The 14,405-nt window shown below is 52.7% G+C and carries 14 protein-coding genes; 4 read left to right on the top strand and 10 right to left on the bottom strand.

Annotation, left to right across the window (positions count from 1 at the left end; translation table 11 throughout):
- Positions 1 to 36: 36 nt before the first annotated feature.
- Complete coding sequence (locus GOV45_RS21020; RefSeq protein WP_170481777.1) at positions 37 to 606, top strand: TetR/AcrR family transcriptional regulator; 570 nt, start codon at positions 37 to 39, stop codon at positions 604 to 606.
- Positions 607 to 732: 126 nt separating this feature from the next.
- On the opposite strand, the gene GOV45_RS21015 is transcribed toward GOV45_RS21020, so the two are convergent.
- Positions 733 to 2,496: an adenylate/guanylate cyclase domain-containing protein gene (locus tag GOV45_RS21015; RefSeq protein WP_170481774.1), complete on the bottom strand. Its 1,764-nt coding sequence runs from the start codon at positions 2,494 to 2,496 to the stop codon at positions 733 to 735.
- Between the two features lie 408 nt (positions 2,497 to 2,904).
- Between GOV45_RS21015 and GOV45_RS21010 the strand changes: the two genes are divergently transcribed.
- Entirely contained in the window at positions 2,905 to 3,357 is a 453-nt protein-coding gene (locus GOV45_RS21010; protein WP_367648713.1) for a thiol-disulfide oxidoreductase DCC family protein, read from the top strand.
- A 71-nt stretch (positions 3,358 to 3,428) separates the two neighbouring features.
- Here the strand turns inward: GOV45_RS21010 and GOV45_RS21005 are convergent, their stop codons facing one another.
- The 4 genes from GOV45_RS21005 to GOV45_RS20990 form a co-directional block, all read right to left on the bottom strand.
- Positions 3,429 to 4,748: an ABC1 kinase family protein gene (locus tag GOV45_RS21005; RefSeq protein WP_367648712.1), complete on the bottom strand. Its 1,320-nt coding sequence runs from the start codon at positions 4,746 to 4,748 to the stop codon at positions 3,429 to 3,431.
- A 6-nt stretch (positions 4,749 to 4,754) separates the two neighbouring features.
- Positions 4,755 to 5,228 (bottom strand): DUF427 domain-containing protein, encoded by a 474-nt coding sequence (locus GOV45_RS21000; protein ID WP_170481771.1) that lies wholly within the window; start codon positions 5,226 to 5,228, stop codon positions 4,755 to 4,757.
- Positions 5,229 to 5,447: 219 nt separating this feature from the next.
- The gene (locus GOV45_RS20995) at positions 5,448 to 6,266 is read right to left on the bottom strand and encodes a GNAT family N-acetyltransferase (RefSeq protein ID WP_170481769.1); all 819 of its coding nucleotides are present in this window, start codon (positions 6,264 to 6,266) and stop codon (positions 5,448 to 5,450) included.
- A 135-nt stretch (positions 6,267 to 6,401) separates the two neighbouring features.
- A complete protein-coding gene (locus GOV45_RS20990; protein ID WP_170481766.1) occupies positions 6,402 to 7,073 on the bottom strand; it encodes a deiodinase-like protein in 672 nt (223 codons plus the stop codon).
- Positions 7,074 to 7,319: 246 nt separating this feature from the next.
- Between GOV45_RS20990 and GOV45_RS20985 the strand changes: the two genes are divergently transcribed.
- Positions 7,320 to 8,789, top strand: coding sequence for a tetratricopeptide repeat protein (locus GOV45_RS20985; protein ID WP_170481763.1), 1,470 nt, complete (start codon positions 7,320 to 7,322; stop codon positions 8,787 to 8,789).
- A gap of 60 nt (positions 8,790 to 8,849) precedes the next feature.
- Here the strand turns inward: GOV45_RS20985 and GOV45_RS20980 are convergent, their stop codons facing one another.
- Both GOV45_RS20980 and GOV45_RS20975 read right to left on the bottom strand, forming a co-directional pair.
- Positions 8,850 to 9,542 carry a DUF1214 domain-containing protein gene (locus GOV45_RS20980; RefSeq protein ID WP_174823734.1) on the bottom strand — a complete coding sequence of 231 codons (693 nt, stop codon included), beginning with the start codon at positions 9,540 to 9,542 and terminating at the stop codon, positions 8,850 to 8,852.
- Positions 9,543 to 9,723: 181 nt separating this feature from the next.
- On the bottom strand, positions 9,724 to 11,256 hold the full coding sequence (locus GOV45_RS20975) for a winged helix-turn-helix domain-containing tetratricopeptide repeat protein (protein WP_170481760.1): 1,533 nt from the start codon (positions 11,254 to 11,256) through the stop codon (positions 9,724 to 9,726).
- A 149-nt stretch (positions 11,257 to 11,405) separates the two neighbouring features.
- On the opposite strand from GOV45_RS20975, the gene GOV45_RS20970 reads away from it, so the two are divergent.
- Positions 11,406 to 11,564 (top strand): hypothetical protein, encoded by a 159-nt coding sequence (locus GOV45_RS20970; RefSeq protein WP_170481759.1) that lies wholly within the window; start codon positions 11,406 to 11,408, stop codon positions 11,562 to 11,564.
- Positions 11,565 to 11,711: 147 nt separating this feature from the next.
- On the opposite strand, the gene GOV45_RS20965 is transcribed toward GOV45_RS20970, so the two are convergent.
- From GOV45_RS20965 to GOV45_RS20955, 3 genes are all read right to left on the bottom strand, one after another.
- Complete coding sequence (locus GOV45_RS20965) at positions 11,712 to 12,212, bottom strand: GNAT family N-acetyltransferase (RefSeq protein ID WP_170481757.1); 501 nt, start codon at positions 12,210 to 12,212, stop codon at positions 11,712 to 11,714.
- Between the two features lie 163 nt (positions 12,213 to 12,375).
- Positions 12,376 to 13,344, bottom strand: a complete 969-nt coding sequence (locus GOV45_RS20960) for an adenylate/guanylate cyclase domain-containing protein (RefSeq protein WP_254448075.1) — start codon at positions 13,342 to 13,344, stop codon at positions 12,376 to 12,378.
- Positions 13,345 to 13,626: 282 nt separating this feature from the next.
- A complete protein-coding gene (locus tag GOV45_RS20955) occupies positions 13,627 to 14,376 on the bottom strand; it encodes an SDR family NAD(P)-dependent oxidoreductase (RefSeq protein ID WP_170481754.1) in 750 nt (249 codons plus the stop codon).
- Positions 14,377 to 14,405: the final 29 nt, after the last annotated feature.

Here is a 14,405-nt window from a genome sequence, read left to right as displayed (position 1 = left end):
CTGCTGAATTTGATACAGATCAAAGGCAATAGTGTTTTGGTAAAAAAGCGTGTCAGCAAGCAAGACTGGTTAAACGCCGCGCTCGACCTACTTCGGGCCGGAGGAATTGAAGCAGTCCGTGTCGAACGCCTTGCCGATAAGTTGAATGTGGCCAAAAGCGGTTTCTATTATCACTTTCGTGACAGGACCGATCTTCACAAGGCCTTGCTGGACTATTGGCTACAGCTTGATGGTACTCCTTTCCTTCGAGAGCGACGATTTGCTGAGGCTTCACCTGTTGAGAAGCTCGCAATCGTTGCCGACGTCGTAGACCAGGCCGATCTCAGCCGATACGACAATGCGATCCGCCAGTGGGCACGACAGGATCCAAAGGTTCGTCGTGTCTGGCGGAAAGAGATGAACAAAAGGCTTGAGCACATTCGCGGTCTGTTTCGGGCGATTGGGTTCGAGGGCGAGCAATTGGAGATGCGAGTCCGGACATTCGTCGCCTATCAGGTTGGTGAACGAGAGCTTTTTTCAGAGCTTTCTGCGAAAGAACGCTTTCGGCTTCGAAGCATTAGACTGACGCTTCTGGTGCACGGTAAAGCCGACGAACCGGAACTTTAGTGCTGAAGCTAAACAAGCTTCAACTAAATTGAGGCCGTATGTCTTAACTTGATCAACGCCCGCTTTGGGCTCGGAACGGTCATTCGGGTACATTCAGTGAATTTCTGCCTTGCGGACATAGCTGCATTAGTCGCGAGGCAATCCTAATTCGACAAGTGTCTCAAGCGCATCGAGATCGTTCTCATACCATTCCGGCCAGCTTGGCTGAAGAAACGCGTCCCTGTAATTGTCTTTTGTCAGCTCCGGACGTCGCTGCAGCGCTGCCGAAAGATGCTTTTTCGCACGATCTGTGAATCCCATTCGCACACAACCCACCGCGCAGATCATAAATACGAACCAAGGCGCATTTGTGTACCCGCACGCCGCTTCCATGTCTGCAATATAGGCGTCATCAGGGACCAGCCCGTTTTCGACCCAGCGCCCCAAGGCGGAAAAAAAATGGTACATTGTGGCCCGCGGATCCTTGGGGTTCAGCTTGAGGCATTCCTGCGCGCTTTTGAGCATCAGGTCCCCATCCGTGGCGGGATCGAACAAGCTTACCATGCACATCGCATAGTGGCACTGAACATTGTTTGGATTAAGCGCAAGGGCGCGGTTCACCGAGACCGATCCATCGCGCGGCTCTCCCGCCATTGCCAGCAAGACACCCAGTACGAGATGCGCCACTTCCTGTCGGTCGTCCAACTCCAATCCGCGTTTCACGCTGTCAATCGCGTTCTTGAGTTCCGACGCGGGATCCTTGCTCCACCCTGATCCAAGGCGCACCCACCCATTGCGCGCCAACATCACATGCGGATCGGCAAAGGTAGTGTCGCTCTCAATTGCTTTCCGGAAAAAGGTGTCGGCGGTGTCTATCGCCTCGGGCGTGAATTTCACTTGTTCGGAAATCCCTCTTTGGCACATTTCCCATGCTGTGAGGCTCTCAGAGGGTTTCCTACGCGCCAACGTGCGTTCGTGGGCACCCAGTTCAGGTTCGACAGCCGTGACGATGGCAGCGGTCAACTCGTCCTGAACAGCAAAGAGATCATCTAGAGTGCGGTCCCATTTATCGGCCCAGACATGGGATCCGGTTTCCGCCTCGATTAACTGGGCGGTCAGGCGCACCCGGTTGCCCCCACGCCGTACGGAGCCTTCGACGACATAGCGCACGCCCAATTCGCGCGCGACTTGCCTGATATCGGTCGCGGTGCCCTTGTAAACAAAGGTCGAGTTCCGGGCGATGACAAATAGGTTTCGGAACCGACTGAGTTCGGTAATCACGTCTTCGACGATTCCGTCGGCGAAAAACTCCTGTTCGGGATCCGAAGACATGTTGTCGAATGGCAGAACGGCAATCGAGGGGCGCTCGGTTTTTTCTTCCTGCACTGGCGCATTAACGCCATTGATCTCGACCCGCCAAACCTCGACCGGTTCCGGGATGTTCTTGACCATTTGCAGGCCAAGTTCGGTCATGGGGGCATCAATCTTACCACGAAGCTGGTCATGGACGCTGCGCGAGATGCAAATCCCGCCCGGCGGCGCGAGGCTTTCCAACCGTGCCGCCACGTTGACGCCGTCGCCGAGGATGTCATCGCCGTCTTCGACAACGTCGCCTACATTTATGCCGACGCGAAAGCGCAGGCGCTGGTCAGCGGGGCCGGTTTCACGCGCCACCATCTGTTCCTGGACTGAAATCACCGATCGCATGGCTTCGACCGGCGAGGGGTATTCGACCAAGATGCCATCGCCCATCGTCTTGATGATCCGCCCGTTGGCTTCGGCCACCGCCGGGTTAATCACGTCGCTCCGTGTTGCGCGCAAACGCCGGATAACGCCTTCTTCATCGAAAGCCATCAGACGAGAGTATTCCGCCAAATCGGCGGCAACGATGGTGGTAAGTCGACGTTGCATAAGAAACTGTCGCAGTCGGATACGCCTAATTCAACAGTTAAAATGTTGAACCCTACGCAATCGTAGGACTGGCAAATCCTAAACCAATACTGCTTTGGGCTCAACGCAGTCACCTGAGCATTTTTGTCGGCTGTCCACAAAGCGGCTGAAATCGGACGCTCAATACAAGTCGGCGCGCGGCAACGTCTGCTTTGACGCCCCACTGACCGCTTATGCGGGAACCGGACGTCGATTTGAACAGGACCTACTTCCGAGTTGCTGACAAACCCGCCGTTAAACTTGGCCAACTGTATCCCAAGTTGCGGCCTCATACCGCATCTGTTTTCCCCGGCTGCACCCTCGTTTCTTCGTATTGTGCGCTAGCTCTTACAGTAGGCGGGCGAGGCTCCACGAATGAGGTAAAACAAAGTGCATAAAACGGACAAGGCTGTCGCTGCGGTCAAATTGGTTGAAGCCGAAGTCAATCAATACGGCACTACGGTTTACTACGACGGATCTTGTCCGCTTTGCTCTGTTGAGATTGGTCACTACGCCTCTTGCGAAGGCGCTGATCGGTTGCATTTTCTCGACGTCTCAAAAGCAGGTGTTCGCGTTAGTGATGATCTAACGCGGCAGGATGCGATGAGCCGGTTCCATGTGCGTCGATCAGATGGAGAACTGGTATCTGGTGCGCGCGGGTTCGTGGAACTCTGGGACGCTCTGCCCAAATGGCGTTGGTTGGCACGTGTGGCGCGTTTGCCGGGTGCCATGCCTCTGCTGGAGCTTGCATATCGGGGCTTCCTGCCTATTAGACCGACACTTTCGCGGATCGCGTGTTGGATCGGGGTGAAGCCAGTCAACCATACAGATACGTTGACATGATCCGCCCTGACGAAAGCCATTTCAAATGTCTGATCTGGCCGTTCAACAGGGTTAAGGAGAATGGTGACCATTCAGATGACGTACTTTGCAAGAAGCGTCTTCACAGGCACCGACGCGTTCAAACGAGTGGCCAGTAAGAACATCCCTCCGATTTTTCGCTGAAGGTAAAGAATGTCCATTGGCACCTGGGGCGGGATGTACTTGGCCTCGGCCAAGGCCATGCCCTCTTTGTTGAGGTGTTTGGAAAGCCTTCGGTCTGAGAAGTCAAATTCATCCGCAGATAGGATTGCACCAAAAACGCTGCGGATCATTCCGAGGATACGGTCGTCGAATGGACCATCACCTTCAATGAATTTTAGTTGGATGGCAGCCTTGCGAAGGCCTCTGTCATCTTCAAGCAAACCCGCACGCAAAATTTGTACATACCCCTTAATTGCAGATGATTGCAGTGTGCGGGCCGCGCCAAAATCCAACAGACTGATCTTCCCATTGGCCGGATTGTAACGGAAATTGGCAAAGTTTGGATCGCTTTGCATGATACAGAACTCGAAAATCTCGCGCAGCGTGAGATCAACCAAGACCTTGGCCACTCGACTGCGTTCCTCTTTGGTCGCATCACTCACTGTCTCGATGGGGCGACCTTCCAGAAATGACATCGTTAGAACTTCTGATGTGCTCCAATCTGGATAGAACTGCGGAATTTCAAACGCTTCGTCACCCTGCAATAGTTCAGAAAAATGGCGTAGGTGCTGGCCCTCGCGTTCATAATCCGTTTCTTCATGTAATTGACAGCGCGCCTCTTGGATGTATGAACCAAGATCAAAGTTTTTGGGGAGCAAACCCGACATCCGAACCAAAGCAGCCACGTTGGCAATATCGCTGTCGATACTGCGAGCGACGCCAGGATACTGGACTTTTATCGCCACATCACGCCCATCTCTTAGGGTTGCGCGATGGACTTGCCCAATACTCGCCGCCGCTATCGGCCTAACATTGAAACTCTGAAACGACTTTAGCCAGCCTTGCCCCCAGTTTCGGTTCAAAACGTCTCGCAATTGTTTTGGAGGCATGAAATTTGCCTGATCTCGCAAACGCGCCATGATGTCAGCGAGCTCAGGTGGCAGAACCTCACCTCCATCCATAGAAATCAGCTGGCCCACCTTCATTGCGGCCCCTCGCATCCGCGCAAGTTGATCCGCGATCCGTGTCACGTTACCCGGTGTCATTAACAAACCACGCATATCTGGTCGCGTCCCGCGACCAATCTCCCGTAGGGCGCTCGCTGCAACGTTCCCAGCAATGCCTGCCGTCATACTGCTCAAACTGGCAATACGGGCCAAACGCCCTGTAGGAACGGCCAAAGGGTTGGACGAGGGTTTAGGGTCGGTCACTAATTCTCACCAAAGCTTCGTGCCAGGAGCACCCTTAATTTGACCATTCAAATTTTCAGTGATCCAGCCTCCGTAAAAGCCCCCACGTTGCGGAATCACTCGATGCTCGCCAACAAAACAAGCGTCCATAAGCCCGGCGTAAAAGGCGATGTAGCCCTTTATTTGCTCAAAACCCTTGGTTGGTGCCGCGTAACTCCATGCAGCTTTTGTGGCCTTGACTGCCCCGCTCTGAACGTCCCAGTAAGTCGCGACGCCTTTCCACTCGCAGTATGATCGACCAGCGGCCTGGATCAGAATGGCATCAACGGCATCCTTGGGGATGTAGTAAGTTGGGGCGTGGTGGGTTTCGAGTACCCGAAATGTATTGTCGGTTTTTACGATTGTTTCACCGCCAAACTCGACACGAATGGGCTGATGCACTGGTTCCAACACTGGAGGTCGCGGATAGTCCTGAACGTTTTCGATCTTGAGAAATGTCATTGAGAACCAACTACGGTAGGCGTCATGAGACTTACTGCAAGTGAGCTAGTGCAAGTTCAGAAGTAATCTAGAATCTCGGGTTTGAAGGACCGCATTCCATACCTTTGGGAGAGGAACAGAGCCGAAAGAGCACGTCTGCAAAGGGCTCAACGCGGCCATTCAGCAGAATTCAGTGGATGTCTGCTGTGCGGACAAAGGACACTTCCACAAAACGGACTTTTAAAGATGGTCCAGCGTCACCCAATCAGCTCGTGACATCCGATAGCTTGCCCAAGCAGGGTTTTCAAAACCAAGCTTTACATCCTCAGCTATCTTGCCTCGGACATCATCAGATTTCGCCAGACGAACTGGTAGCGCGGTCAAGATACGCTGTTCAGCTTCCGGCACCTCCAACAAGTCCTCAGCCGCGAGCTGCCCTACTCTTATCGACACCTGCCGCAGCGTTTCGGCGGACTTTTCGTTTTCCAGGTGCGATGCCCGCCAAAGATCAAACTCCAGGACTTCCCGCATTCGTTGTTCGCCGAAGGTGTCCCTGAGCGTGTGCCTCTCCGCAGGCATAAACCCCAATCGGCTCTGAACGGCATCGCTGGCGGGGTTCAGCTTGGGCCATACTCGGGTGTAGATCGCATCAGCGTCTGATTTTTCAAACACATGCCTACATAGTAATCGGGATGAACCACTAGATACACCTTTTCCCCAGTAGGGTCGGGCGACGGCCACAAATGTCGCGACCGAGTTGTGCGGCAACCCCGGTGCAACGAATACGCCGCGTATTCCTACAAATTTCCCCTCATCGGCCTCGTCACGGATAGTCCACAGACCAATGTGTTCAGCATTTCCGGTGTTCTGCTTCCCGTCGACGGCGAGGGTGTCAACCCAGGCATCTGTCGCCACCAATACGCCATCCTGCGTCGAAACATTGTGTACGAGCGTCTTGGAAACCTCCACATCCCCGAAAATGTGCGTCGCAATGTCCATACGATCCGCCGCCAAGCTTGGCCGTACACGGAACCCCGTGCGATTTAGAATGGCTTCCACCGTTTTATCCTCCTCGCCAAGACTCTCCTGCAAAAATCTCCTTGAGGTCAATCACTGGGACGTGCGGGGCACCGCTGAGAACATCCGCTCCGGGCTCGAAGTGGTGGTTCCCCACAACCTAAGCCGCTGGATATGCTAAGGGCTTGTCGTGGCGTTTCTTAATGCCGCCGCCCAATCCTCAAGGTGGTTATCGTGATATGGGCCTTGTTCGGATTTAAAGGTCACGATCCCCTTGGCGTCGAGGACATACAAGCGCTCTGGTGCTCCGGCATAATCGTCATTTATCCGATTGTCTGGCCAATCCAGAACAATTTGGCTGTGAAAGCTGTAGGCTTTTCGCCAATCATGGGCCACCTTGGCACGCTCTTTCACATCTTTTGGTTGCGCGTACATTATTTCGTCGGCACGATTTGAGTTTGTATTCCATCCGTCTGTCGGATGCGCTTCCAGCGTGTAAACGAAGACGAACTGAACTGAATTTTCGAATTCGCCAATCAACTGCTTCATATGCTCGGATTGCCGACGAAATATGGGACATGTGTAGCTCCCGAAAATCAACGAGACAGGCGCATCACGAAGATCGGATAGTTTCAGTAAGTCGGATGAAACGTCACCATCCTCACTCAAAACGTGCGCCAAAAAGTCTGGAGCCGGTTCGCCCACGTTGGCTTGGCACCTCTCTTCACCTGCGGCTGCTTTATCCAGATAGTCAAGAAAATCAGCTTTACTTAAGCTCATCGCTTCTTTGAATTCATCATCGGACATGCTGTCCATCTGATCACGCATACCGAATGCAATTTTGCTCATTGTCCGTCCTCCGACACGCCAAACCTACCACGCGTGGCCAAGAAGTCTGTAGCGGTCGTTTACCAAGTACTTCGGTCGCGCCTGCCAGGTGGACAAAGCGGTCGCGCGGCGTAAGCACATGTCCGATCGAAACAGAGCGCATCGCTGCCCAGATGGCAGTTCGGACATATCGCACAATTTTGTGTATTATGAAGCCGAGCCATACGCTCAAACAATTTCGAACAATAGCAATTTTGGAGACGATTTATGCAGCATTTGCATACCAAAGCCCGCAATACTCTTGTCGCCTGTATTAGCTCGTTCTTTGTTTTCGTACCCGCAGTCTCAGCAGAGGCTAATTTCCAGACGACATGCAACCAAAAAGCGGATCAGGCATTCAATGAAGGCCTGAACCTCATCCACAACATGATGTATATTCAAGCCGAAGAAGCGTTCAATATGGCAGCGGCGGCAGATCCAGCATGTGCTATGGCGCAATGGGGTATCGCGATGTCGAACTTTCATCCTCTTTGGCCCGGCACTCCAAGTGAAGCCGAAACAGAGAGAGGGTCTGCTGCAGCCGAAAAACTCGCGTCAATGTCCACCGAAAGCGCCCTTGAACAAGCGATGATGGATGCTGCTGCTGCTTTCTACGCCCCGAACCAAGAAGGCTACCGCGCTCAGCTTACTTCGTGGGCAGAGACACAAATCGCTGCGGCGGACCAACATTCCGACGACGTAGACGCTGCGGCTTTCGCATCGCTGGCGCGCCTTGCAACCGCGCCGCGGGGCTCCGACGGGATCAAAGTGAAGTCGCAGGTGGGAGACACGCTCGACGAACTTCACCAAAAGGTACCAGAACATCCCGGTGTCATACATTACGCCATACATGCTTATGACAATCCGCCCCTGAAGGATCGAGGCAGGCCATATGCCAAGATTTATGACAAAACGGCTCCTAGCGCTCCACATGCGCTGCATATGCCCGCCCACATCTTCACACGGACAGGGGAATGGGAAAAATCAATCGATCTGAATGGCCGATCGGCCGAAGCTGCTCTTGAACAATCCAAAGACGTTGTGCAAAGCCATTATGCGCATGCCATCGACTATATGGTTTACGGCCATTTGCAACTTGGCGATGTGGACGAAGCCGAAAGGCTCGTCGGCGAAATGCTGGCAATCCAAAACCATCAGGTCAGTTTCGGCAGCGCTTATGCACTGGCGGCTGCGCCTGTTCGGCTGCCTCTGGAGCAAGGACAATGGGAGATCGCCGCAGCGTTGTCAGAGGAGATGCATCCGGTCATTCCATGGGAGAAATTCCCGCAAACCGTTGCTATGCGGGTGTTCGCCATCGGTATAGGCGCAGCCCGTAGTGGCGATGTTAACAACGCGCAGAGCGCGGTTGCTGAACTTAAGTCGCTGCACGCCACGATGGAAGACCGCGGACAGGGCTACTGGGCGCAATTGACCGAAGCGCAGATTTTGACGGTTGAAGCCTGGATTGAGTTGGCCAACGGTGACGCCGAAATTGCGGTGGCCAAGCAGACTGCCGCGGCCGATCTCGAGGATAAGATTGGCAAAAGTCCGGTTACGCCCGGCCACGTACTTCCGGCTCGAGAACTTCTGGGGGACATGTTGATGGTGCTAGGAAAGCCCGTTGAAGCTGCGGTCGCTTATCAGGCGACGCTGGATCTTTCTCCAAACAGAGCACGAAGCCTCGCGGCACTTCAATAAGTGCACCCAATACACTCGGTCGGTGCTTAGTTTTTTTCAGCGGCATCGGCCGCTTTGGCCTCAACGCTGACATCCGACAGATTTGGTCAGATGACTGGTTTGAGGGTCGTAAACAACCACAGACCAGAAGTTCTTTGCTGGCACGTTGGATGGTATATTCAATTTGTACGTCTTGTCGCCATGAAGAACATTGCCGTCGGAGTCTGAATACGCCGCTGCATATTGCGAACCAACGCCTGGGATTTTCAGAACCATTGCGGGGGTACTTACTGTCGCCATGTAAAGAAACAGAGTTCGTGCATCTAGATTTCTTCCGCCTTCACCGTTTTCCCCACTCAACCACTTGTAATTTCCACCAACAAACGCAGTTTGCCAGGCTCTGTCCTCGTAGAGCACGGCATCCTCATTGCGATTATGCAACCAGATCGCCCGGGCGGTTCCATTGCCTACAGCGACAGCATCCTTGAGAATAGCTTCCATCCTGTTGTTTGGAGCAAATGCTTTGCCTTTCTCAATACCGATTGAAGCCGCCAGACCCCTGAGTTCGGGATCAAGCATGGAAATAGGTTCGCGTTGAATAACCGCATTTATTTCTTCGTAGAATTTGTAGGTGTTCGCGTGGATAGTATTATATGAAACGCCCGATCCATCGATAATCTCAACCTTCGGAGGATTATCCTTTTGGCTAAGCGGATAGATTTTGAGCCCGTTCTGGAATACGTCTACTGCGGCATCAGTCTTGCCGTCGACCAAGAAACCTCGCGCAATAAACCAGTTAACGTAGCTGGTGGATTGGGAGACAAAGTAGTCTCTCCGTCGACTTTAGCCTCGGACCCTAGAAGAACAGTCTGAGTAGAAACCGCAGGAGTATGGCCGCATCGAGCCCAAAGCCGCCGACCTATAATGGCATTTTGACAGAGGTTGAACGTGGCAATTAGTCGAGACCCGCTAGGACCAGATGCTCCAAGTAATGCGCCTTCTCTTCCGGAACAGCATAGGCCACAAAATCCCGAACATGGGTCAGGTTATAGCCAGAACTGGCGCGTTTAACCTCGTCGATTGTGGCACGTGCATCGCTCTTTCGCCCTAATGCAGCATAACATGCTGCCACGTGGGCCAGAGCGTTCGCGTGGTAGGGTTGGGATGTTCGAATACGTTCTAATCTTGGCATGGCTTCTTCGTATCTGTGCAAATTGAAGAGCGCTCTCCCATAGAACACATGGAAAAGTTCCGGGTAGTATGGATTCAATCGCATGGCTTCATCTAGTGCCACAAGTGCTTCCGCCGAACGCCCTGCATAAGTCATGGAGAAGGCCAGCATGCTGCGGAACTGTGCGTTGCCCGGATTGGTCTCAACTGCACGGCGTTGCTCCTCGAGGCCGCGGTCAAATGCTTTGTCGCTCCACATGTAAACCCAGCCAAGGACAGCATGTGCGAATGGTTCTCGATGATCTGCTGACACGCCAGCCAGGGCCGCTTCTTTAGCAAGGTCCAACGCCGTTCTAGTATCATCCGCCCAGGCGTTTGATGCCTCTGATATGTGTGTCCAAGCCACAAGCGCATGCGCCCTAGCAAATCCCGGATCTAACTTGAGGGCCTTCTGCGCCTCGGCCCGCGCCGTTTGAGCCTTGGATGGCTCCATACGATAGTTCAACTCTACTGCACGTAAGAAGTGATCGTAGGCGTTTACGGAATTCTCGCCTTTACTTTTCGCGCGACTGTGGTGCTGTCGTGTGATGGCTCCCACCAATGTGTTGGCAATAACGGCACTTATTTCGTCTTGCACCTCAAAGAGATCTTTAATGTCACGGTCGTACCTCTCTGACCACAGGTCATTGCCGCCCAGCGGATCGATCAGCCGGGCCGTGACCCGTATCCGCCCACCGGCGCGCCGAACTGATCCCTCGGCGATGTACTGAACACCCAAAGCACGAGCAATCTCGTCGGGTCTCTCCGATGCACCGCGAAAAGTGAAACTTGAATGACGAGCAATTACGAAAAGCTCATCATATCTTGATAGTTCGGTGATAATGTCGTCGGTGATCCCATCTGAGAAGTAGCTTTGCTCGGGATCGCCCGAAAGATTTTCAAACGGCAGAACTGCCAAAGATGGCCTGTCTATTGTGACGCCCGAAATTAAAGCCTGTGAAATTTCCACCGCACCTTGGAAACGAAAACCCCTACGTGGAACTGTTTTTATCAGGCGTTGCTTGCTGCCGCTGTCGCCGAGAGCCACTCTTGCCGCATTGATGGCGCTTGAGATGGCAGAATCCGAAACGATCCGCCCATTCCAAACATTTTCGATAAGGTCTTCGCGCGACACAAGTTGTCCGGGATGCGTCGCCAGCCAGACAATCAAATCCAATACCTTTGGCTCTAAAGGGATTGGGACGCCATCCTTATTAAGTTCCCCCCGAATTGGATCTAGCAGAAAACCGGCAAAAGAAAGGGCGTGCTGAGTACTCATAGATTGGATTCACCACAGCTATGAACGGTTTGGCAAGATGTCTGGACAAAACGACAAGAGTTCCCGGACAACGTCCCAAAGAACTGCACCTCTATGCATGCAAGATTAACACATCGCCGGATCACCCGGCAGTGACAGGAGTAATCGAGATGACACGCGACGAATATATCTTCAAGAACGCGCCCCAAATCGCCGAGCAAAGAATCCGCGCTGCAAGGGTGCTTCAGGCAAAGGAAGCTGAACGCAGGTGGAAAAGAGCGCTTGCGGAAATCAAAGGTTGGGGCATTCGAAGTATGCACGGACTCTAAGATGCCAATTCCAAGCCTTCGTGAAAGAATCATTCGCTCGGCATGAAGCCCTGCAGCCAACGACGGCTTTGTCTGCGGAACAGCCGTTCAGATGGTCGCGTCGCGTGGCGTTGTAGCCAACGACCGCATCGAGCCCGCACCCATTGCTTAAGCCTTCGATAAATTCATCATCATTTCATGCCACTGAATCCCTCCATGCGCTGATGCCGAAGGCTGTGTGTACCTGTATCCAAACTTCTCATAGAGAGGAATGTGGTGCTCTTTGCACATGAGGTGGATGGTTTCTTTGTTTGCGTTAGTCATACGCTCCACAAACTCAGACATGAGTGCAGTAGACAAACCTTGACCCTGATATGCCGGATCAACCACTACCGACATAATTACAACGTTGGGCGCAGTCGAGTCATTCCCGATGAGCTCCTTGAAATCTTCGTTAGACATTTCAACGTCATATGCGCAGCTACTGTTGATGAAGCCAGCAATTTCTTTATCAACTTCTAGAACTAAAAACCCCTCAGGATACTCGGCAATCCGCTTCGATATTGTCTCAAGCGCGGCAGCTTCGTCGCCATCGTAGGCTGTCGTTTCGACATCAAAGCAGCGTTTTGCGTCTGATGGCATTGCACTGCGAAATATTCGGGCATCCATGTTCTTCACCAATCCGCGAGCAAATCACCGATGACGACATTCGACAGTTGAATACAGATCCCGTTGGCAATGAACAGCGGCTTTGTCAGTACCGCAAACATATATCGAGATAAATTGAGCTGTCGCATCGGAGCAAGTTCTGACATTGAAGTTTCAATTATCCTCAGTCACGCCAATTTAGAAGCCAAATTTGGTGGCTGCCATCAAGCCCTTTCAAAGATACAAGTTGAGGGTCAGAGAAAGACAAATCGAAGTCTGCACCAACTACGGCATGAGTAGTGTCTGACACGCAAATTTCCCCTTGTTCCGCGGCTTCGGTTACCCGAGCCGCTTTGTTTACGACGTTCCCAAAAAAATCATCGTTAGATCGCACAACGTCGCCTGTATGCAGTCCTACCCTAAGGCTTAACTTTGGTTCGGCATTCTGCTTGAGCATCTCGGTTTGAATGGTTTTTGCCGCGGTTAATGCAGCCCGTGCCGAAGCGAAACTGGACATAGTTCCATCGCCCAACGACTTCACAAACTCTCCACCATTGGCCTCGATGACATTTCTTAGATTGTCAAAATGTGAAGCGACCAGTCTAGACCAAGCGAGGTCTCCTATTGCTTCAACAATCGGTGAAGAATTCACGATGTCAGTAAACATTATTGATGCCAAACCCTCAGCCTGACCAATGTTGAAACCTTCTTCGACAGAATCAAGAAGATCTTGGATCGCGGTATGTTTGTGGCCAATCGAAGTTTCATTTGGCGATGGAAGAGATGCGTGGCGATGCACAATCTTCCAAAGTCCGTGTTCAAGCGCGAAAATCAGAGTGGTGCGAAAGGTTACTGGATCAGGTAATCCTCGAAACCTGAACCGGTTGGCGAACAAAGACCAGCCGATGTCTCCCGACTCATATGCTTCAGCAAGGAGCTCTTCCCTATCCAGTATATCAGGAACTTCTTCAAAATGACGCCCGATCGCTTCTCGAACCGCTGGGCCGAGCCAAAGCTCTCCATCAGCTGAACCAACAAAGCGCAGTTCAGAAGATTCAGATAGGTAGTTTTTGAGTTCGGCTTCATTGCGGGCGACCATTGCCTTATACCAGCGTCGTGAAACCGACATAAGTTCCGGGGACTCTTTAAACATATTTGGAGAGTATTTGACGTGAAAAACTATTACTAACGCAAAAGCATTTTGCGCAGATCAAGGCGCAGGCTTCAACAGACATGTCTGAGATGCTCCGAATTAGTAGAAACATTTTGAGCGTAGTTTAACGGAGTCTAACGCTCAAGTTAATGACTGCTACATCCGCAAAATGGCACTTCGACTTACCTGAAGCGAAGGTCCGTACCGAGCCCATACCGACCGATGTTACAGAGCGCATGAAAGCCGGCGAAGAGCCTGGGTCGTTCATTCGCGCCTCGCCGTTTACCGCATCACTCTGCCACCATCGAAAGGGATTGTCTGACCAGTAACGAAACCGGCAGCATTCGACGCCAGCATCAAGACAAATGCCGATGTTTCCTCGTATGTTGTCAGCCGCTTGAGCGGCACGCTATTGGCCGCTTGCGCAACCTCTTCAGGCGTGAACAACTCCCGCACCAATTCGCTATCGACGAAACCCAAAGCGACGGCGTTCACGTTGACGTAGGGTCCCAACTCCAGTGCCATCGATTGCGTCAGCATGTTCAACCCCGCCTTCGAGGCCGCATAGTTGGCGTTTCCCGACCGTGCTACGACTGCCGAAGTGGCCGAGATGTTGACGATCCGGCCTCGTTTGGCAGCGACCATGTGACGGCCAACAGCTTGCGAGACGAGAAAGGGGCCTTTCAAATTGACATCCACGACCCGATCCCAATCGCGCTCACGCATTTCGAGGAACGGTGTGTCTATACTTAGACCTGCGTTATTGACAAGTATGTCGATGCCACCGAACACCTCGACAACCTGATTGACCATGGAATGAACGTCATCTGAGCGCGCAATATCGGCGCAACATGTGAGGGCTTCCCCTCCGGCGGCAACGATACGAGCGGCGGTTTTGTCAGCTTTTTCCTTAGACGACGCATAATTGAGCGCGACCTTCGCTCCTTGCGTCGCAAAATCAAGCGCCAGTTGCTTACCCAGCCCACCGCTTGCGCCTGTAATGAGCACCGATTGGCCTGCAAAAAGCTCCATGACGAGTGAACTCCGATACTACTGACAGT

Source organism: Ruegeria arenilitoris (assembly GCF_013035425.1).
Lineage (GTDB): Bacteria > Pseudomonadota > Alphaproteobacteria > Rhodobacterales > Rhodobacteraceae > Ruegeria > Ruegeria arenilitoris_A.
The sequence above is the reverse complement of the archived record's forward strand: the minus strand, read 5'-3'. Positions and strand labels throughout refer to the sequence as shown.